Origin of the sequence: Prevotella melaninogenica (assembly GCF_018128065.1) — a bacterium.
Classification (GTDB): Bacteria; Bacteroidota; Bacteroidia; order Bacteroidales; family Bacteroidaceae; genus Prevotella.
Genome location: NZ_CP072360.1, coordinates 1,661,955 through 1,681,338, shown reverse-complemented (window position 1 = coordinate 1,681,338; position 19,384 = coordinate 1,661,955). Strand labels below are relative to the sequence as shown.

Here is a 19,384-nt window from a genome sequence, read left to right as displayed (position 1 = left end):
TTAGAGCCTCGCTGTGTGCTTTATTATATAATAGGTTTAAACTATCACTTCATAATTCGGAAGAACCCTAACTAATAGGTTACTAATCATGATAACTATTAATCAGATTCAAAAAGAAACGTCTGAAATCACTCCACTTATAGTAATAAGATTTAGAGGTCGAAGGCAATGGTAGCGTCGCTTCTTCCTCATTGAGCAGTGCCTTTACAAGAACGTCTGCCTTTGGGTTCTTTGGGTTCTTATAGAACACAAACTGAATATTAGCTGCCATCGGGAAAATACGTGAACCTATCCAACCCTTTGCTTCAAGACTATCAACCTGAAACACTTGTACGTAACTTCCATTTAAATCGAGCAGACAGGCCAATGGCATAACCATTGTTTCATGTCCGAAGCGAAGTGTAGCTCCTGGATGTGGAAGCGCAAGACAAGAATCTGCTTCAGTGATAATATTACGCAAGAGATTACGCTGAGAGAAAGGCTGTTTAGCACCACTCTGAGGTGCACCTGCAAAGTGTAGATACCACCAAACATTGGTTCGCTGCCAAAGACGATAACGTTCATCAGGCGTAAAAATATCATATAGCGATAACGAATAACGTATATCCGAGTTCTGCACGAAACCAGCAAGGCTAAAGAGGTCGGTTATCAGCTGCTCTGCATTGACATTCTTGTTAACATAATCAGCATTTTTAAAAAGGCGGGACATCAATGGCTGATAATTCATATTGCGTTTCTCCCAATCCTTCATAGTTTCTTTGACCTCCTCACTCTCCTTTTGTTGAGCAAGTTTCTTGTCTGAAAAGTTCATGTAATACATATCATGCTCACTCGCATCATGGCGAATTCGCAAATGAGGATTCTGTCGCAAGAGTTCCTGTAGGGCATTCTCCATGGATAGAATACAACGGATAACCACCGTTGACTTGGCATCCACCCACACAGAATCACGAAATACAGATGGGAAACGTTTAAACATTCGTCGTGCAATCTGCTTATGCTGCTCAGCACCCAATGGTGTCAACTCTCCCCAACGCTTGTATGACTCAGCATACATACGACATATCTTACCCATTGTTTCCCTACCTTTCTCACTGAGTACGCCTGCCGAATCAGCTCGCTCAAGCACCTGCAGCGGTCGAGTATAGTCTTGCCGTGATAAAGGATAACGTGAGCCATGCCGTCCATAGTGAGAGATATAGACTGGGACATAGCCAGCAGGAGGTGGCGTAAGTTTTCCTGAAGGCGTAGGATAGGCTACCCCATTACTTGCAGATAGTTCTGGCTTCGCATCAATATATTTTCTGAATGACTGTGCTGTCACATGTAACGAAGACAGAAAAGCCATCATACACAGCAGAGTGATTTGTTTTCTCATATCGTAATAAATTTGTTTTATATTCTTATAAGGACGAAAACAAAACGCCATGAACGTACAGGGTGATTTCATCCTATCCTACAAAGATAAGCATTTTTCATAATTTTCGGAGGTTAAGGTAATAAAAGAAAATGAGAATGTGCCTATTAACACATCCTCATTTCTCTCTAATCCTATCCTGCCCTCCCCCTCCTTTGGAGGGGCCGGGGGAGGTCTTTACATATCCTCTTGGAACAATGGGTCCTCAGGAACAACCATAATTGGTTTCTGCTGGGCAACCTTCATAATGTTCTCAGGAACATATTTGTTGTCTACAACCAAACGGAAAGTATATTCATTGAACCAAGGATTACTCATAATTAAACAGCCATTTTGACCATAAGTAGCACCCCAAGAATTCTCCACCTTCCACTTCTTTGGCTGACCATTCTCATCTAAGTCTACTGCTGTGAGTGTCATTGCATGCGTAGAACCACTATCGAAAGTTGCAATACGTTCAGCCTTATTCATAGGGAATGTTGTTCCGAAAAGCGTAGCATAATCATAATTATCAAGATCAAGATAACCACGCTTACGATCAAGCTGCTTACCAACATCATAACTGGTGTACATCTTTGTTGAATCCTTCAACGAAGCGATTGCCATCTTTGCAATATCTTCCATTGGGAGATTCACATATTTCCAGTTATGACCATCGTATGTATGGCGGTCGTACTCAATTTCGTATGTCTTATAATAAGGACGACGTGGGTCGTTCATTGCCATAATAAAGGTTCCATTGAGTGGACCACCCACAGTCTCCTTATAGAATTCTTGCGGTGTATAGGTCTTTGCCTTACCAATCTGCTTACCGTTCTTATCCTTGAAAGCAAAGGTGAAAGTCTTTACTGGTTCGCCCAAAGAAAGCACTAAAATGCGATAGATACTGCCTAACATCTCTGTTTTACGTGCCTTGATAGCAGCCTTTGACTTCTTGTCGGCAACCATCTTACGCAGTTCGAGACCGTATTCACGCAGTTTTGATGACACAATCTTTGCCATTCGAGAGGTGTTTTCAGCCGAATAAGTCTCTGGCATCACTTCCATTGGAACAACACCATACTTCTCAACCAAGTCCGAAACACCGCAGAACGTACCACCATCACTGATAGGATTCTTAAAGAAGAACTGCACGCGTGTATCCTCAAATGGCTTTCCAGCATTGTCAATCACCCCCTGCAACATCAAGTTTGCCTTCTCTAACTGGTCATAGAAAGAGAGATAAACGTGAGAATACTCCACCTTCAGCGTATCCTTGTGACGATGAGCAAAGTTAGCACGTAGCACGTTCAATCCCGTAAAGAGCCAGCAACGACCCGAACTTTTCTGGTCCTGAATGTTCTGTTTCGGTGTTTCTACACTGAAATAGGTGTCCACAGGTCCTGAGTTGCGAAAATTACGAGCAAGGTCATCAATAGAGTTTGTGGCGATTGCATTCGATAAAGCACGATCGGATGTAGTTAATCCAGCCTTCTGAATCTGCTGCATCATCTGCGCATCAATACCACCATCTTTCGTCTGTGCCTGAAGTGTGAGTACACAAGCCAACAAGCCACAAGCAATTAACATATTCTTCTTCATTGTTTTTTATATTATAAGGTAAAGGGTTATTAACAAACTCGATTTCTACAAAGACTTGATTTCGCAGCGTAAAATCTTGTAGGAAACCCAAACTCCTGAGCAACAAAGTACTCAAAACACTTGGAGATGCCAGAAAGTTCACCTATCTTAGTGTTATAAACCTAAAAAGCAAGCAATAATCTGACATGACAAAGGTAGCAATTAAAAACGAGAATATCACTTCTTTCGGTGGAATTTATCATATTATGGACGTATTTTCAAAGTTGGGCTTTGAAAAACTCACAGAATCTTTCTTGGGCAAACGTGGTAGCAGCGATAAAGCATTCAGTCATGGAAGCTTTTTCGGTTCTCTTTTCTTCAGTTACCTTTGTGGTGGAGAAAGTCTTGAAGACATCAATGCGCTTATTGTATAGCAGAAATTGACCGAAGAATGATCATCAAAACATAGGGTTATGCAGTCATACGATAGGGGTATATACAAAGAAAAACGTTGTAAAATATTGATTTTACAACGATTATCTAATTTTTGAAGATTAAATTGACAACCTTTGTGAAGTCCTTTTGAAGCCTATCAGCGGAGAGAGAGGAAAGTGGACTTCTATATATAATCATTAAACTAAAGTCTCCCACCCTCAAAAAGTTGGCTTAAAATAACAGTTTCTCAATAATTATTGGTAACTTTGTAGTGCTTTATTACATTGATTATCAATAAATTAAAGAGTAACTGTTATGGATGCAAAATTAGACAATTTAAGCGAGATATCCAAGCTTTTAAGTGTTAAAAGTAAGATGAATAGCGATATTCTCTCACTTTTCTCAAAATTTGGTCTTGGACGTCTACTCTGTAGGCTTTCTTTGGAGAAACACGATGGTATCTCCGCTGTTCAACTGATTCTTTCCCTTTGTCTTTTCCGTATTAATGGTGAGACGATACACTCCATATACAAGAAGAATTTCTACCATCTTCTCACCACTGGAAAGAACTGCTATTATCGTATGATGATCAGGCAGACAATGAATTGGCGTCGTTTGCTTAGCTATACTGTTCTTCGTTTTGAATGCATTCTCCGGAAGAATGGCATTCAGACAGAGAGCGAAAACTCCTGTGTCATATTTGACGATACAACCTTGGAAAAGACTGGTAAGAAGTTTGAGCATATCACCAAGGTTTTTGACCATGTGCGAATGAACTATGTCCTAGGCTACAAGCTTCTTTTGTGCCTGTTCTTCGATGGTAAGTCCTCTCTGCCGTTCGACTTCTCCATCCATGAGGAATTAGGAAAGAAAGGGGACGGTGGACTTGGCAAGAAGGCACTCCGCAGCAGATTCTCCAAGAGACGCATGAAAGAGAGCCCAGCGTATGAGCGGAATCAAGAGTGCGGTATGAGCAAGATGGACTCAGCCATAAGGATGCTCCAGCGCATGTGGAAGAGTGGTATTCATCCCCATTATGCCTTGGCGGATAGTTGGTTTGCCTGCGAGAAGTTCATTGAGGAAATCAGGAGAGTAGGCAACGGAGCTATACACTACATTGGTCTTGCAAAGATGGGAAAGACAAAGTACTTTGTGGAGAATAAGCGACACAATGCCGCTGAGCTCGTAGCAATGTATGCAAGACGTACCAAATGCTGCCGAAAGTACAAGTGTCAGTACATTGAGTTGAGGGGTTGTTTGGGGAATATACCAGTCAGGATATACCTGATTAGATATGGACGTCGACAGACTTGGAATATCATGCTTAGTACGGATCTATCGATAAGCTTTGTGCGTGCCTTCGAGTTATACCAGATACGATGGAACATTGAAGTGGTCAACAAGGAGACAAAGGGACATCTCGGACTCGGCTCATACATGGGGAGAGACTTTGATGGTCAGATTGCTGATGCAACGCTCTGCTACATTACATATATCGTGATGTCGTTAGAAAAACGGATGTCAAAGTATGAGACCATGGGTGAATTGTTTGCTGACATGGAAGAAGATGTCATGGCACTTACGTTATGGCATCGTGTGCTGAAGTGCATAGAGAGGTTGCTTGCTACTCTTTGTGACGTTCTTGGGTTCTCTGTTAGTGAGATAGGGCAGTTAATAGTCACCGACTCAGAAATGCGGAACAACTTTGAGATTATGGTCAAAGCATTGGAAGACAGGCAACAAGAAAAGCTCACAACCGTAAACATATTTTAGACAAGTGTTAACGGCTCACATTCATGGGTATTCGCAAAGCAGTTTGGTTGAAATACCCATAAAATAGAGGGGTGGGAAACTTTAGTCATATTATAGACTGATGGCTTGTCACTGTTATACGTTGTCAAACAGAAGTATACAACTTTATTTTGTAAATGGACCGTAAGCATCCAAAATTCGCCGTCTTTTGTGGATACCGCATTGTTGCTACCTTTGCACAAAAAAGATGTTTGCACTGAATGAAACAAATGTTTATCGGGTTTGTTGTTCTCCTGTGGATATGCGCCAGGGGATGCTTCGATTATGTCAATTCGTACGTGGTAACGATTTTAACCCGTCTGATGGTTGTGTCTATGTGTTTTATAATCGTTCTCGCAATCGTATCAAGCTGCTTCATTGGGAACGATGTGGTTTTGTCGTATACCACAAGCAGATGGCACAGGGTTGTTTAAGTGGTAAAATCATGCAGCAAACCAAGGGATTTTATGAACTTCGATGGGATGAATTGGTCCTTTATATAGAAGGTATAAATCCTCATTGTTATCGAAGAAAACGTTACAATAAACCTTAGAAATTTCTTGCAAAATCCAGATATTTTTCGTACCTTTGTGTCATATAAATAACTGGCTTTCTGATGAATACATCCAACAATAAGACTGCGTCTAACTATCATTTTTTAACTCGAGAAGATTTTATAAATCTCCTTGAGCAGAAAGATATGGAGCTTAAAAGTAAGGATGTAGAACTTAAGAGCAAGAATGTTGAACTTAAGCAAAAAGATGCAGAGGTCAAGGTTAAGGATGTTGAACTTAAGCAAAAGGATGCAGAACTTAAGCAAAAGGACGAAGAGCTTAAGCAAAAGGATGCAGAGTTAGCAAGAAAATCTCAACGTATTCTTGAACTTGAGCGTATGGTATTCGGTAGACGTAGCGAAAAGCGTTTACCTGAGAGTCCCAACGGCTGGGCAGGTTCGTTCTTTGATAAAGATTGGGCAAAAGAAGGTAAACAACTTTCGGGGGAAATACCAACTATCATCAAGGAAGTAGAGAAGCAAGCTAAGCAGCGCAGGGAAGCAAGCCGCAACGCTCGTTCTACGAGAAAAGGCAAGCCATATGCCTCTTATGTTCCTAATGATATAGAGCGTGTGGTTACTGAGATTTATCCAGACGGTTATGATGAAAACCGTATGGTTATCATCGGTCACGATAAGACAGAACACTTGTGCTTACGTCCCTCAAGCTTTTATGTTAAGGTTGAAGACCGCATCGTCTGCCGTTTGAAAGATGCAAAACCCACGGATGCAAAGATTGACATACTGGAAGCTCCTTTACAGAAGCAAGCTGTGGATTGTTTTGCCGATGCCTCTCTGCTGGCTGAGATTATCACAGGAAAGTTTGTCTATCATTTGCCAGAGTATAGACAAAGCACCAGATGGAAAGAGCATGGCATCAACATCCCAACCTCTACCATAAACAGCTGGGTTCACAGCACTGCTAACGCTTTATATCCTCTATATAAACTCCAAGCGAAGTTGATTTTACAGAGTCCCTACTTACAAGTTGATGAGACAAGCGTACAAGTTGCCGACCGTAAGGGTAAGACTCGCAAGGGTTATCTGTGGGGAGTAAGAGATGCACTGCACTGCCGAGGGGTCTTCTTTCATTGGAAGGAAGGTTCACGATCGGGAGCTGTACCCGACGAACTCTTCAAAGGCTATCATGGTGCTATACAATCCGATGGGTATGAAGCTTACAGCAGATTTGAAAACGTTCAAGGCATAGAGCTCTTGGGATGTATGACACATGTCCGGCGAAAGTTCGAGCATTTATCGACAAATGATAAGAATGCTGCCCATATCGTTAAGATGATCGCCGTACTCTACGAGTTAGAAGCAAACTTAAAACACAGTAACGCCAGCTACGAAGAGATTCAGGCTGAAAGAAAATCCAAAGCATATCCTATATTAAGGACTCTTGAAGCATATATGAAGGAGGTACACAAGGAGTATCTCCCTGGCGAAGCTATGGAGAAAGCTCTGCGTTATGCCTTCTCCGTATGGATACGCATCAGCCGATACGTACAAGATGGGCATTTCAATATAGATAACAATCTTATGGAGCAAGCCATCAGACCCATTACGTTAGGAAGGAAGAACTATCTTTTCTGTGGCAACAACGAAGGAGCTGAAAACAATGCCATCTTCTATACGTTCATGGCATGTTGTAGGGAAGCAAAGATAGAACCTAACATGTGGTTAAGGCAGGTATTAGCAAAACCCTTGCTGGACATGGAGGATGAGGAATTGGTTAAACTGCTACCCATAAACTGTAAATAGCACAGAACCCTTATATGAAGCCTGTCATATAAGGGTTTTTTGTGAAGTGGCAAGACGGCGATTTTTGGATGCTTAGAAACTAGTGATTTTTTCCTCTCAAGTCTTCATCACCATAACAAGCTAAAAGAGTACGTGTCGGTCGAAAAGCGTTAAAAGCCACATGCTCTTTGACATTATCCCAGTTCTTGGCTATTTTCGGAAATGCAAAAGAAGCCCGTGAGAGCGTATTTTCTCCATAGATGACATATAGATATTCATCATTAGTAGGAGTTGTGCGGAGCATATTGAAAGCGGATTGGTCTTCGCGGACGCCATTGGAAGCAAGTTGGTGCTTGCCTGACTTGATAATAGGGCGCAGTATTTCTGCTGCCTGAACATATTTGTCCTTTTGCAACGGTCTGAAATTTGCACTTGCCTGTTGAATTCACGCTTTCAATGATAGTCATTGTTATCAAAAAAGATGTAAATTCCCGCACGATTTAACCTTTCAGCTAATATTTTTTGCAATTATAGAAATAATTACTACCTTTGCACACAACTTTATAAAAAACTGAACACTTTCTACTGTTGCACTCACGGTGTTGACGACTTACAGATTTCAGGAAACCATGCATTCGGACAGAACGGCTGGGATGCCGGCAAAGAGTGTCTATTATGGCCTTTTAAAGAAGAAATATCAAACCGAGTAAGCTGCGCATTTCAAATGGAAATTAATATTAATAACATAAGTATGAGAAAAACAAAACTGCTATTTATGGTATTGCTCTTGACAGCAATACCTAATTTCCTTTGGGCATACACAAAGGATCAGATAGTTTCGTTTGACAACGAACAAACGCACTATCAGGTGATTCAGCCAGATGGAAATGGCGTACAGCCTACATTAAGATTCTTATCAACCAAAAAAGCGGGTCCATTGGTTATCCCTGAAAAAATAGGTGACAATAAGGGCGTAACTTTCACCGTTGTTGCAGTAGGGTCACAGGGAGGCTATACCAGTAAAGATGTAACCTCTGTAACACTTCCGAATACCATAAAAGACTTAGGAATTAACTGCTTCAGTGGGGCAACAAATCTAGAGAGTATAAACATTCCGGCAAGTGTAGAGACAATAAACCCCCTTGCATTCGGAGATTTGAGAACAGTCCCTGTCTTCGAGGTTGCTGACGGGAATCAACACTTTACGTCTGATAACAACGGTGTTCTTTATTCAAGAGACAAGAAAACCCTTTGGAACGTTCCTACAGCTATTGCAACGAAGGTTAACAGTGACACTTACAACGTTGATCAGAATGTGACGAAGATTAACCGTGGTGCATTCCCGGCTCATGCAGAACTCAAGAAAATTGTATTGCCGGCAGGGCTGCAGGAGGTTGAGCAGGTTTATCCTCCTATCGCTACAACCAATACTTTGACGGAATTTGAAATTTCATCAAATAACCCAACATTCAAGGTTGATGGTGGCGTACTTTTTAACAAAACTAAGAAAGAATTGGTCTGCTACCCAAGAGCAAAAACAACGGTTGATTACAAAGTTCCCAATGAAATTACAAGTATTGGTCAGTATGGTATCATGAATACTGATAACATCATCTCACTTGACTTGAACAAAGTTGAGAAAACGACCAGTAACTCCGTCTATGGTGCCAGAAATCTTCAAACAATCACCATTCCTGCAGGATTGAAAAAGGATGGTTTGAAGGAAGGTGCTTTTGTTGCATGTGATAAGATTAATGAATACAAGGTAGCTAATGATAATCCTGACTTTATTGCTGTTGATGGAGTAGTCTACAGCAAAATCAAAGACAAGCTTTTCTTCTACCCTCCCAGCAAGACTGGGGCCAGCTACGCTATTCCGGAAACCGTCAAGGAAATTGCCGCACAGTCCTTCCAGGCAGCCAGCAACTTAACATCCATCACTATCCCTAAAACTGTAGAGAAGGTTGGTAAAGCTGCATTCCGTAACATGTCAAATATTGAGACTGTTACATTTGAAAAGCCTTCTTCTACGACAACACTGGAGCAAGCAGCTTTCAGGGGTTGCGAAAAACTGAAGACGGTGACGCTGCCTGCGACAATCACTGAGCTTAACGACGTGTTTAATGGGTGTAAGGAATTAGAGACAGTCACCATGCCTGCTAACTCTAAGCTGAAGACTATCAGACCCAATGTATTCACAACGAACAAGAAGTTGAAGACCTTTAAGTTTGAAGGTAACTGCGATTTGGAAACCATTGAAGAAAATGCCTTTGCCAATGCAGAGAGCCTCGAGTCATTCAACATGCCCAAATCTGTAACAAATATCAAGCGTAATGCTTTCAGCGGATGTACGAATATGAAGACTGCAACATTCGATAAGGATGCTGTGATTCAAAAAATTGGCTCTGGGGCTTTTGCCGACTGTGGCTTGGAAAGTCTCGATATACCTAAGAACGTGAAGGAAATTGAGAAAGAAGCATTCCGTAATTGTGGGGCTCTTGAGAAAATTAAGATAGAAAAGTACACAACCAAGATTCATCCTGAGGCGTTTAAGTATTGCGATAAACTGACAGAGATTAATGTGGATAAGGAAAATACTGTGTACTCAAGCGTTGACGGTTACTTGCTTTCGCAGGATAAGGAAGAGCTCATTATCTTCCCTCCCGGAAAGGCAAATGACAAGTTTACTTTGCTTCCTCCTTCTATTAAGAAGATTGGTGATTACTCTTTCCTCGATTGTCGAAAACTTAAGAATGTTATTATCCCTAATAAGGTAGAAAGTATTGGTAAGCGTGCATTCGGTTTGTGCAAGAACCTGAGTTTGATCACATTCCTCTGTGATAAGGTGATTCCTGCTGCGAATATCAATACAAATCAAAATGAGATGTCGTTTGATGATGGTCGAGATGCCCCTGATATGTTTAAGCACATCACCATCCATGTTCGCAAGGATCTTTATGATAATTATAAGGCCATACCTTTCTACAAGAAATTTAAAGGAGGAATTATCGAGCAATCGTTCTTTGTAGGTAATGAAGAGTATATTCCTGTTTCTGAGACAGTTGCAGATTTGCTTAAAACAACCTCCACAGACCATACTTTTGTATTACCTACAAGTGTTACTCATCCTGTAAATGGTAAGAGATATCATGTAAACCTGATTGGTGACTACGCATTCCAAAATACAACTGCTGCAGTGAAGGAAGTGGTAGTGAAAAAGAATATCGAGTACATTGGTGCTCAAGCTTTCGTTACCAATATTACAGATAATACGAGTACAGTGAAGAATGTGTTCTTCATTGAGAGCAACCCTACCAAGAAGATGTTGAGTACAACTCGATTTGAGTTGGATGATACTAAAAAGAATTATAGTGAGTTTGCTTCTACAACTCATATATATGTAAAGAAGTCTGCACTTAGTAAATACCAGAGCGAATGGAAAAAGGAGGTATATGATCTTGATACCCATGGTTACCAGCCGAGTCTGTTCAATTTCATCGACCAGATTGACTATAAGATTCCGGGTGTAACGATCAGCAAGAAGTACGGCACATTCGCACGTGAGTTTGATACCGACTTCGGTGTTTATTATGCAGAGAAGCATACGCATGACATCGGTGCTTTCGTTGCCAAGAACAGCGACGTGAAGCAGGGTCCCGGCGACTACGGTACATCAAACTACCACGTAAGCATGACGAGTGTTGACGTGAACGGTGGCGTAAAGGGCAAGTACGGCTATGTACCAGCCAATACAGGTGTGCTGTTGAAGGTGCTCAAAGAGGTTTCTACCCCGACAGACTTCTATTATGCTATCGGTGAGGAGGACAACGTGGAGCGCACGGTTACCAACAACATCATGACGGGTATCACGGTCAACCCGCAGAAGGTTGATTATACAGCGTCAGGTGATCCTATGTACGTGATGCAGGGCGGCCTCTTCCAGAAAGTAACGCAGACCATTCCGACCTTCCCGATCCACAAGGCTTATGCCAAGATTAGCAGTGTGCCGGCAGGTGCCAAGATTTCCTTCTCGTTCTGGGACGACAACTCGGCAACAGGTATCACAGCGATTGAGACAGAGAAAGAGGCAGACAAGGTCTACTACAATCTCAACGGCCAGCGTGTAGAGAAGCCACAGCGTGGTGTCTACATCCAGGGCGGACGCAAGATAATTATCAAATAAAACATGAGGTAATTATGGGAAAAAGAACATATTTAGCACCCGTCACAAAGACGGTTCACATCAACAGTGAAAACCTCATGCTGATTGCCAGCCCGGGTATTGACGGAAACTATGATCCAACTAAGCCGATTGAAGCCAAGGGTTCTGACTTCTTCGAGGAGGACGAGGCTGGCGGCACATGGCCAGCAAACAATTTATGGGATGAGTAAGTAAACGCATCCACATCGCACACAGCAAGAGGGTGTGTCAGAAGTCCACAACAAGACTTCCGACATATCCTCTTTCCTTTTCCCTGCGAACAGCGCAAGTTCAACATAGAACTTGCGGACGCAGCAAACATTTTCTTCTTTATTTTTATATATCCATCTTTTTTCTGTTATTTCTTGACTATTCCCGCTAATTCCTTTACTCTTAAATCTTTAATAATGTTACTATAACTTAGCTGCTTGATAACAGTATTCATCATTAAAATTATCAAGCAATGGAATCAAACAGCAATGACAACTATGTACTGGTCTTGGAAGACCGCACAGAAGTAAAAGACGAAAAGGAAGCGGGTAAACTTTCTGTTGTATCGGATATTGACGACAAGGGAAACCTCAAAACTGCCGAACCCATCGTTGCCAATCAAGCAGCGTTCTTGAAGTTCAACAACAGGGATGGACTTCTCAAAAACTTCATGACCAACTTCCTCAAACAGTTCAATAACCCGACTCGCTTCGGGCTGTACAAGGTCTTGGCGGACAATGTGGAACAAGGCGTGGACAATCTCCGTACCATGCTCCAAACCCGAGAAAAACCCGAAAGCAAACAGCAACTGGAAGAGATGGGCGTTCCCTTTGGGGACTATCTGCCCCAGCAAAAGAATGCCACCACTATCGACCCCGAAAAGGTAGATTGGAAGATGCTTGACAATCTCGGTCTTTCCCGTGAGCGATTGGAGCAAAGCGGAGAGTTAGAAAAGATGCTCTCCTGGCAGAAAAGCAACCTCGTTGCCATCGCTATCCCTATGGGCGATACCACCATCTATACCGATGCCCGTCTGGCATTCCGTACCGATGAAAATGGCAACATTGGTTTGGCAGTTCATCCACTCCGCAAAGAGCCACAGCTTGACTTTCCCTATATGGACTACAAGTTCTCTCCCGAAGAAAAGGAGGCACTTCTCACTACGGGCAATCTCGGTAAAACCATCGAAGTGACACCCAAGACTGGCGAACCATTCTCTGCATACGTATCTAACGATCCGCAGACCAACGAAATTATAACCCTGCGTGCTGACCGTGTGAACATTCCCAAGGAAATCAAAGGTGTTACCCTTTCCAATGCCCAGTATAAAGACCTTGTGGAAGGTAAGGCTGTGAAAGTGGAAGGCATGACCGCCAAAAGTGGCAAGTCCTTCGATGCTGTATTGCAGGTCAATGCAGAGAAGAAAGGCATTGAATTTATCTTCGACAACAACCGTGGATTTAAGGAACGGCAGCAGCAAACACAGCAGCAAGGCGTACCGCATAAGCTCTGCGGTTTGGAATTGTCAGAAAAACAGCGTGAAGCCTTGGATAGCGGTCGCACACTATATTTAAAGAATATGGTGGATAAACAGGGACAACCATTCAACGCATACGTTCGTATGGACAAGGAGCAAAACCGCCCACGTTTTTACAAGTGGAATCCCGACAAGAAGCAGGAAACCAGCAAGGAAAAGGTCGTAGCAGTTTCCGAAGAACACAAGACACAGGTAGCCGTAAACAACCATGGTAAGACCAACGAAGCTACCAAGCATGTGAACGAACCGCTAAAGGCCGGGCAAACACAGCCCACTGCAGCCCAACAGCAGAAGCAGGACGAGAACAAACAGAAGAAGTCCCGTGGGCGTAAGATGTAACCCTTAATTCTATTATCGACTATGACAACTTGTATTATTGCCGAGAAGCCCTCGGTAGCCAGAGATATTGCCCGCATCGTAGGGACAAATGGCAAGCAGGACGGATATTTGGCTTCCACTCCGTCCGCCGATTTTCAATTGGAAGGTAACGGGTATCTTGTTACATGGGCAATGGGACACCTCATAGCCCTTGCCATGCCCGATACCTACGGTTTTTCTGCCTATAAAGCTGAAGACCTGCCCATTCGTCCCAATCCTTTTCAGTTAGTGGTACGACAAGTACGTAAGGACAAGGAGTATGTATCAGCCCCTGCAGCATTGAAGCAACTCAAAGTGATACGCTCCTGTTTTGACAAGGCAGATCGTATCATTGTCGCTACTGATGCAGGACGGGAGGGTGAACCCATCTTCCGCTATATCTATCAATATCTTGGTTGCAGAAAGCCCTTCGAGCGTCTTTTGATAAGTTCCCTTACGGACAAAGCTATCCGTGAGGGTATGGCAAATCTCAAACCCAGAAGCTATTAACCTGAACTCGGGATAAGTTTCTTTCTATTACTCTGATTTATTTATCCTATAACCCATTTAGCCTCTATCGTCTTAGATTGAGGCTAATTCTTTTTCTCAAAATGCAAACTGTTTCTTTAGAACAAAGAAAGTTGACCGCTGTGTTGTTCTATGCAGAAATCTAAATTGATTTCAGGTTTCTTTTCAAAGAAGCTATATGCAGCTATTGCTGATAATACATTCATAGCAAAATTAAGGACACTTCTATGTCTAGAGTGGACCAATTGAGCTACATTCTTCAGTTCGTCATTGATGGTTTCAATTACAGATCTTTTTCTTAAAAGCAGTCTATCATATAATGGGATTAACTTGTTTTTCATATTACTTCTTATACCTGTTACCAAGTTAATCCCATCATTGAATAATTTTTCAAATAGTCCCTTAGAGATGTATCCTTTATCGGCAAATAACTTTCCGAACACATTGTCAGTCAGTCTATTAAAGACATCTTCATCTCTATCGTCTACATTGGCTTTGGTAAGCATAAAGTTGAGAATTTCCCCCCGTTCATTACATATAAGGTGCAGTTTAAATCCAAAATACCAACCCATTGTGCTTTTGCCTCTGGTAGCATAATCCTTAAAAACCCTATTGCGGTAAATACGTTTATTATGGCAGACTGGGATACAGGTAGAGTCAATAAAGCTAATACCAGTACATCTGCCAAAACAACATATTTGCAAGAACATCATCATTTCTACCGATACTCTAGCTTCAAGCTCCAAAAAACGATTATAGGATAACTGATGAGGAAACATATCTGCAAGATGCTCCTTTACAAAGAACATATAATAATGTTGAAAGTTACGATAAGAATTAAAATGAAAACAGATCATTATGGTTATAATTTCTGACTTGCTCATACGCCATTTACAGCGGCAATGCTTACACTTGGAATCATTGGGAAACCCTATTTTATCAATTTCTGACTCAAATTCTTTGCAAAAGTCATCTGCAATACAAAAGATTTCGGTAATTTTGTCTTTGGTACAATAGTCCGTTAAATTTTCGCAGTTTGCGAAGCTTTTACCCAAAAGCCAACAGGAATTGTGGCAGAAAGGAAACATGATAAGTCTCTGAGAAAGAAATAATTAGGCAACAGAATATAACAAAGTATAACATAATAAAATCGGCTATCTCATTGAATTTCAGTAACTTTATAGATGTAAAAAGACAATAAAGTTTATGCTGATAACCAACTTGATTAGCCGATATATGAAGCTCTGCAAAGCAGCATTTAGTGCTAAAGATGGAGCAAAGTTAAACAAAAGTATTCAAACAAACGTCATGGAAATGCTTTTTCTTTTGATGGTCATCCCAAGGAAATGTAATTTCACGCAGATGGGACGCTATGGAAAGCGTGGCGAGCAATGCTATCGGCAGACGGCAGAGCGCAGCGTGAACTGGCTCGAAATGAATATGTGGCTGAGTGCTTTCGCCTTCAAGCAGGGTAAGGGTCGCAATGCCATCGTTATTGATCCAAGCTTCATTAAGAAGGCTGGGAAGCATACCCCATACGTGGGTACGTTTTGGTCGGGCTGTGCAGGTGCTGTAAAGCATGGACTTGAGATCCTCGGTATCGGGGTGATAGATGTAGAGCTGCATGAGTGTATGATGCTCAAGGCGGTGCAGACCACATTGGAAAAAGGCGAGGAGAAAAAAGAGATGAGCCTATACGACTGGTATGCCAAAGTATTGGAGGACGACAAGGTAACCTTACAGCGTATTTGCAAGGTTCTTGTCACCGACTCAGCCTTCTCCAAAAGACCTTTTATCGACAAGGTAATGAAGATGGGATTCCATGTTGTGAGCCGCTTGCGTCATGATGCTGCCTTGTTCTACACATGGGATGGGGAACCCACAGGAAAGCCCGGTCGTCCTCGTATCAAAGGTGATAAGATTGACGTAAGGAACATCGACATATCCAAAGGCAATGAGCTTGATTTAGGAGAGACCAAAGGTACAGCCTATGCGCTCAAGGCATGGTGCAAATCCTTGCATAGGGTCGTGTCGCTTGTCATCCACGAGTTGCCCAACGGTGTCCGCCGTCTGTACTTCTCTACGGATGAGAGCATGAGTGGACGCGATGTGATGGAGTACTATACCACACGTTTCCAAGAGGAGTTTTGCTTTCGCGACGCAAAGCAATTCCTCGGTCTTACAGATTGTCAGGCACGCGACAAGAGAAAACTTGAGTTTGCTTTCAACTCTTCATTCACAGCACTTAATGTGGCGAAAATTATGTGCAAGGAACTTGGTACGTCCATCGGTCGCCTTAAAGCGAAGATGATTAATGCCTATTACGCGCAACGAATTATTGACGTGTTCGAGAAAAGCCCGAACACGCCATTAAATAAAGAAAGGATAAATGATATATTTAGTTTCGCTGCTGATGCAGCATAATATTTAACGGACTATTGGTTAAATGCATAGATTGGAAATAGAATAAAGATTTTATACTTACACGGTATGACTATCTAAAACCTGAGTCTTACAAAGTGGGTAAAGTTACAAGATAAAATGTAGAAAAGGCAAATAAAGACTATGTCTATCCATTACTATGTCTTTCCACTTTTACAAACAACTTGTTCTCATTTTAATCAACGTTTGTAAACTATTTTCATGTAACTCAAAACCAATACATGCTCTTTTAGCTTTGAAAAGATGCTTGATTGACTTGCAATAGATGCTCTTTTGAGGTCTTACTAACGCCCTTTTGAAGTCCAATTAAGCACCTTTTCTTGCACGATTTCATAACCAATTGATTTACTGTTGGTTGCAATCTTACCTTTTATGCGTATTTTCTAGCTTTATTTAAGGTGTTTAATCTGAATTTATGTAATAATTTTTTAACATCTTGTCTATAAATTTTCGACGTGTTATACTGAAAAGGTTCTCAGTGTCTGAGGATGAATAAAAAGAGGGTGTGTCAAAATGCAAATACCATTTTGATAATCTTACAGTTTGAAACAATTCATTAAAAAAGACCATTTCTGTACTCGATTTTGAGTAAAGAAATGGTCTTTTCTTTGCTTTTAGGAAAAAACTACTTATAGTTTGAGAGTTGTCAAGTTATTAAGTTGCATTTTGATACACCCTCATTTGTTTAATGTATATCTTTGGTTCTTTTATTAAAACTATACGAAAAGTGTCTAAGCATTTAACGGAAGAACAGTTTCTTTACTATAACACTGATATCCACCTGCTTACTATTATACAATGTTAAAACAGAAAAATATTTATGTAAATCTTATTATTTTTTATAATTTTGTCTCCATAAAATTAAAAACTAACTACTACAATGAATGTAACTTCTAAAATTGGTATTCTAGCCACCTTGTTATTTGTAAATGCTAATCTTTTTGCACAGGAAACACCATTTAAATTAGGTGTCCGTTTGGGTGGCGGCATGTCTGTCAACACAGGAATGGATAAAATCCTTGTTCCTGAAGACTATTATTCCAATTACAGTTTCAAAGACAAGTGGCAGTTTACGCCAACAGTTGGTGTATTTGCTCAGTATCATGTCGATGGTTCCATCATAGGTGTTGAAGGTGGATTTAGCTATTGGCAGAAGGCATCACAGCTTGTCTATAATGATAATAAGGAGTTAAACTATAAGGTTACACCTCGTTATAATTACATTGGCGTATCTGCTCTGCTGAAGATCTATCCTTGGCACAAAGGCTTTAATATCTCAATTGGAGGACGTGCGGGAGCCAATCTTAATGGTAAGGGCATATCTTACGAGAGTAATCAAGAAGACAGTAAGTTTGCAAACTATCATTTTGCCACTGTCGCAGAGACGGAACGTCTGATGAAGGAGAAACTGACGGGACAGCCAGATATTGCCGTTGGCGGTGGCTTTGGATATGAAATAGGCAACCACTGGGCTATAGACTTACGTTACTTCCACGGATTGAACTCTACCATTAAGACAGAACGTAATGACTATAACTGGGCAGAACATTCAACCCATGGACAGAACATAGAGCTTAGTATCAGCTATCTTTTTAAACTTTAACCCTTATGAGTTTATCTATGAAGGACAAGAGCAACAGAAAAAAACGTTATATTCTGGCAGGAATCTTTCTTGGCATAGCTACTCTTTTTGGTATAGAACGCTGTGTTAATGACGAGCCAGAGTCTGAGCAGCGTATAGAACAAAAGACAGCAGACAAGGCACCATCACAATCTACTACACCGCATGTCTCTTCTTCTTTAGACAAGACAAAAGTGCAGAAGGATTCGGGACGTTCAGATTGTGTATATAATAAGCTGGGGAATGTGCCCCGAAACGTTACAAGTATCAATACAAGGAGAATTAAAAAATCAAGCATGACAAGGAAAACCGCTAATGGCAAACATTTTTCGTCAGAGCAGCCTATCCTTTCTCCATCATTATCAACTGACGTTTCATCTTTAAACGATAAAACAGCCAGTATAAAACACGAGACGAAAGAACCAGACAATGAACCTACTAATCAGAAAACAGGTGAACATGTTCTTGACAACTCTATGAATAGCCAGCCCACCATTGTACAGGAGAATCCGAAAGAATCACTATCTTTGATAACTTATTCTTTTCCTTCTCATCACCTTTTTCGGATAGGACTCAGAGCAGGAGTAGGGTATTCCAGCATTTCAGGATTAAGCAGTATTATTGAAAACTATGATATACGCCCTACTTTCACAATGAGTGAACGTGGTGGTATGAATCCTCGTATTGGAATCTTTGGCACATGGCAATACCGCAGGCTAGGTGCTGAGCTTGGCATTGATTACACCCGTATTTTTAGCAAGCTGACAGAACATAAGATACCTGAAAATGTAACCGAGACTACACGGTTTCATTATAATTTCATTACTCCACAAATCCTGCTTCGTTTCTATGCTTTCCCAAAGTTCTATATGGGAGCAGGAATTAGTGCTGCTATTCCGTTTGGCAGCCGTAATATCGATTTTACTAATGACCGCATTGGAGAGGTATATCGACAGCAGGCAGAACGTACACAGGATCATCTGAGAGAATCAGTCAAGGCACGCATAGTATTCATTCCTACCATTAAGATTGGCTATGTTGATATAAAGAATGGTCTGGAGGCAGGACTGGAATACGGTTTCGGATTTAATGATATGCTCCGCACCAGTGCCAATGACTATGGGTATCAGGAACGTATGAACAATCTGCAGACTGTCAGCCTTACTATTGGCTACAGTCTTCCACTTGGCAAAGCTAAATAAGCAGCA

The 19,384-nt window shown here is 41.4% G+C and carries 13 protein-coding genes and 2 pseudogenes; 11 read left to right on the top strand and 4 right to left on the bottom strand.

Translation table 11 applies throughout. From position 1 onward, the window contains the following. Positions 1 to 82: 82 nt before the first annotated feature. Both J5A56_RS12595 and J5A56_RS12590 read right to left on the bottom strand, forming a co-directional pair. Positions 83 to 1,378, bottom strand: coding sequence for a histidine-type phosphatase (locus tag J5A56_RS12595; protein WP_036919433.1), 1,296 nt, complete (start codon positions 1,376 to 1,378; stop codon positions 83 to 85). 216 nt (positions 1,379 to 1,594) lie between these two features. After that, positions 1,595 to 2,998, bottom strand: a complete 1,404-nt coding sequence (locus J5A56_RS12590; protein ID WP_021671492.1) for a C1 family peptidase — start codon at positions 2,996 to 2,998, stop codon at positions 1,595 to 1,597. Positions 2,999 to 3,183: 185 nt separating this feature from the next. Here J5A56_RS12590 and J5A56_RS12585 point away from each other — a divergent pair. The 4 genes and pseudogenes from J5A56_RS12585 to tnpC form a co-directional block, all read left to right on the top strand. Further along, a pseudogene (locus J5A56_RS12585) lies at positions 3,184 to 3,405 on the top strand (IS1380 family transposase); the annotation flags it as partial. A gap of 322 nt (positions 3,406 to 3,727) precedes the next feature. Further along, positions 3,728 to 5,185, top strand: coding sequence for an IS4 family transposase (locus J5A56_RS12580; RefSeq protein WP_211815557.1), 1,458 nt, complete (start codon positions 3,728 to 3,730; stop codon positions 5,183 to 5,185). Positions 5,186 to 5,411: 226 nt separating this feature from the next. Next, positions 5,412 to 5,756 (top strand): IS66 family insertion sequence element accessory protein TnpB, encoded by a 345-nt coding sequence (tnpB, locus tag J5A56_RS12575; RefSeq protein ID WP_211807225.1) that lies wholly within the window; start codon positions 5,412 to 5,414, stop codon positions 5,754 to 5,756. Between the two features lie 63 nt (positions 5,757 to 5,819). After that, on the top strand, positions 5,820 to 7,520 hold the full coding sequence (gene tnpC, locus J5A56_RS12570; RefSeq protein WP_211815548.1) for an IS66 family transposase: 1,701 nt from the start codon (positions 5,820 to 5,822) through the stop codon (positions 7,518 to 7,520). A 79-nt stretch (positions 7,521 to 7,599) separates the two neighbouring features. Here tnpC and J5A56_RS12565 read toward each other — a convergent pair whose 3' ends face one another. Beyond that, positions 7,600 to 7,914 carry a hypothetical protein gene (locus J5A56_RS12565; protein WP_021672618.1) on the bottom strand — a complete coding sequence of 105 codons (315 nt, stop codon included), beginning with the start codon at positions 7,912 to 7,914 and terminating at the stop codon, positions 7,600 to 7,602. 336 nt (positions 7,915 to 8,250) lie between these two features. Between J5A56_RS12565 and J5A56_RS12560 the strand changes: the two genes are divergently transcribed. The 4 genes and pseudogenes from J5A56_RS12560 to J5A56_RS12545 all read left to right on the top strand — a co-directional run. Beyond that, positions 8,251 to 11,682 carry a leucine-rich repeat domain-containing protein gene (locus J5A56_RS12560; RefSeq protein WP_036920226.1) on the top strand — a complete coding sequence of 1,144 codons (3,432 nt, stop codon included), beginning with the start codon at positions 8,251 to 8,253 and terminating at the stop codon, positions 11,680 to 11,682. Between the two features lie 14 nt (positions 11,683 to 11,696). Next, positions 11,697 to 11,891, top strand: coding sequence for a hypothetical protein (locus J5A56_RS12555; RefSeq protein ID WP_021672620.1), 195 nt, complete (start codon positions 11,697 to 11,699; stop codon positions 11,889 to 11,891). A gap of 272 nt (positions 11,892 to 12,163) precedes the next feature. Next, positions 12,164 to 13,567: a DUF4099 domain-containing protein gene (locus tag J5A56_RS12550; protein ID WP_211815544.1), complete on the top strand. Its 1,404-nt coding sequence runs from the start codon at positions 12,164 to 12,166 to the stop codon at positions 13,565 to 13,567. Between the two features lie 21 nt (positions 13,568 to 13,588). Further along, a pseudogene (locus tag J5A56_RS12545) lies at positions 13,589 to 14,092 on the top strand (toprim domain-containing protein); the annotation flags it as partial. A gap of 119 nt (positions 14,093 to 14,211) precedes the next feature. Here J5A56_RS12545 and J5A56_RS12540 read toward each other — a convergent pair. Then, a complete protein-coding gene (locus J5A56_RS12540) occupies positions 14,212 to 15,168 on the bottom strand; it encodes an IS982 family transposase (RefSeq protein ID WP_432757715.1) in 957 nt (318 codons plus the stop codon). Between the two features lie 151 nt (positions 15,169 to 15,319). Between J5A56_RS12540 and J5A56_RS12535 the strand changes: the two genes are divergently transcribed. The 3 genes from J5A56_RS12535 (at position 15,320) to J5A56_RS12525 (ending at position 19,378) form a co-directional block, all read left to right on the top strand. Then, positions 15,320 to 16,537 (top strand): transposase, encoded by a 1,218-nt coding sequence (locus J5A56_RS12535; RefSeq protein ID WP_211815543.1) that lies wholly within the window; start codon positions 15,320 to 15,322, stop codon positions 16,535 to 16,537. A gap of 898 nt (positions 16,538 to 17,435) precedes the next feature. Then, complete coding sequence (locus J5A56_RS12530) at positions 17,436 to 18,158, top strand: porin family protein (RefSeq protein ID WP_021671512.1); 723 nt, start codon at positions 17,436 to 17,438, stop codon at positions 18,156 to 18,158. 17 nt (positions 18,159 to 18,175) lie between these two features. Next, a complete protein-coding gene (locus J5A56_RS12525) occupies positions 18,176 to 19,378 on the top strand; it encodes an outer membrane beta-barrel protein (protein ID WP_021671513.1) in 1,203 nt (400 codons plus the stop codon). Positions 19,379 to 19,384 lie beyond the last annotated feature (6 nt).

Bases quoted from the DNA above. Each gene is read 5' to 3' on its own strand.
- J5A56_RS12580 (WP_211815557.1), top strand. From the start codon at position 3,728: ATGGATGCAAAATTAGACAATTTAAGCGAGATATCCAAGCTTTTAAGT.
- J5A56_RS12595 (WP_036919433.1), bottom strand. From the start codon at position 1,378: ATGAGAAAACAAATCACTCTGCTGTGTATGATGGCTTTTCTGTCTTCG.
- tnpC (WP_211815548.1), top strand. From the start codon at position 5,820: ATGAATACATCCAACAATAAGACTGCGTCTAACTATCATTTTTTAACT.
- J5A56_RS12555 (WP_021672620.1), top strand. From the start codon at position 11,697: ATGGGAAAAAGAACATATTTAGCACCCGTCACAAAGACGGTTCACATC.
- J5A56_RS12590 (WP_021671492.1), bottom strand. From the start codon at position 2,998: ATGAAGAAGAATATGTTAATTGCTTGTGGCTTGTTGGCTTGTGTACTC.
- J5A56_RS12560 (WP_036920226.1), top strand. From the start codon at position 8,251: ATGAGAAAAACAAAACTGCTATTTATGGTATTGCTCTTGACAGCAATA.
- J5A56_RS12530 (WP_021671512.1), top strand. From the start codon at position 17,436: ATGAATGTAACTTCTAAAATTGGTATTCTAGCCACCTTGTTATTTGTA.
- J5A56_RS12525 (WP_021671513.1), top strand. From the start codon at position 18,176: ATGAAGGACAAGAGCAACAGAAAAAAACGTTATATTCTGGCAGGAATC.
- tnpB (WP_211807225.1), top strand. From the start codon at position 5,412: ATGTTTGCACTGAATGAAACAAATGTTTATCGGGTTTGTTGTTCTCCT.
- J5A56_RS12535 (WP_211815543.1), top strand. From the start codon at position 15,320: ATGCTGATAACCAACTTGATTAGCCGATATATGAAGCTCTGCAAAGCA.
- J5A56_RS12550 (WP_211815544.1), top strand. From the start codon at position 12,164: ATGGAATCAAACAGCAATGACAACTATGTACTGGTCTTGGAAGACCGC.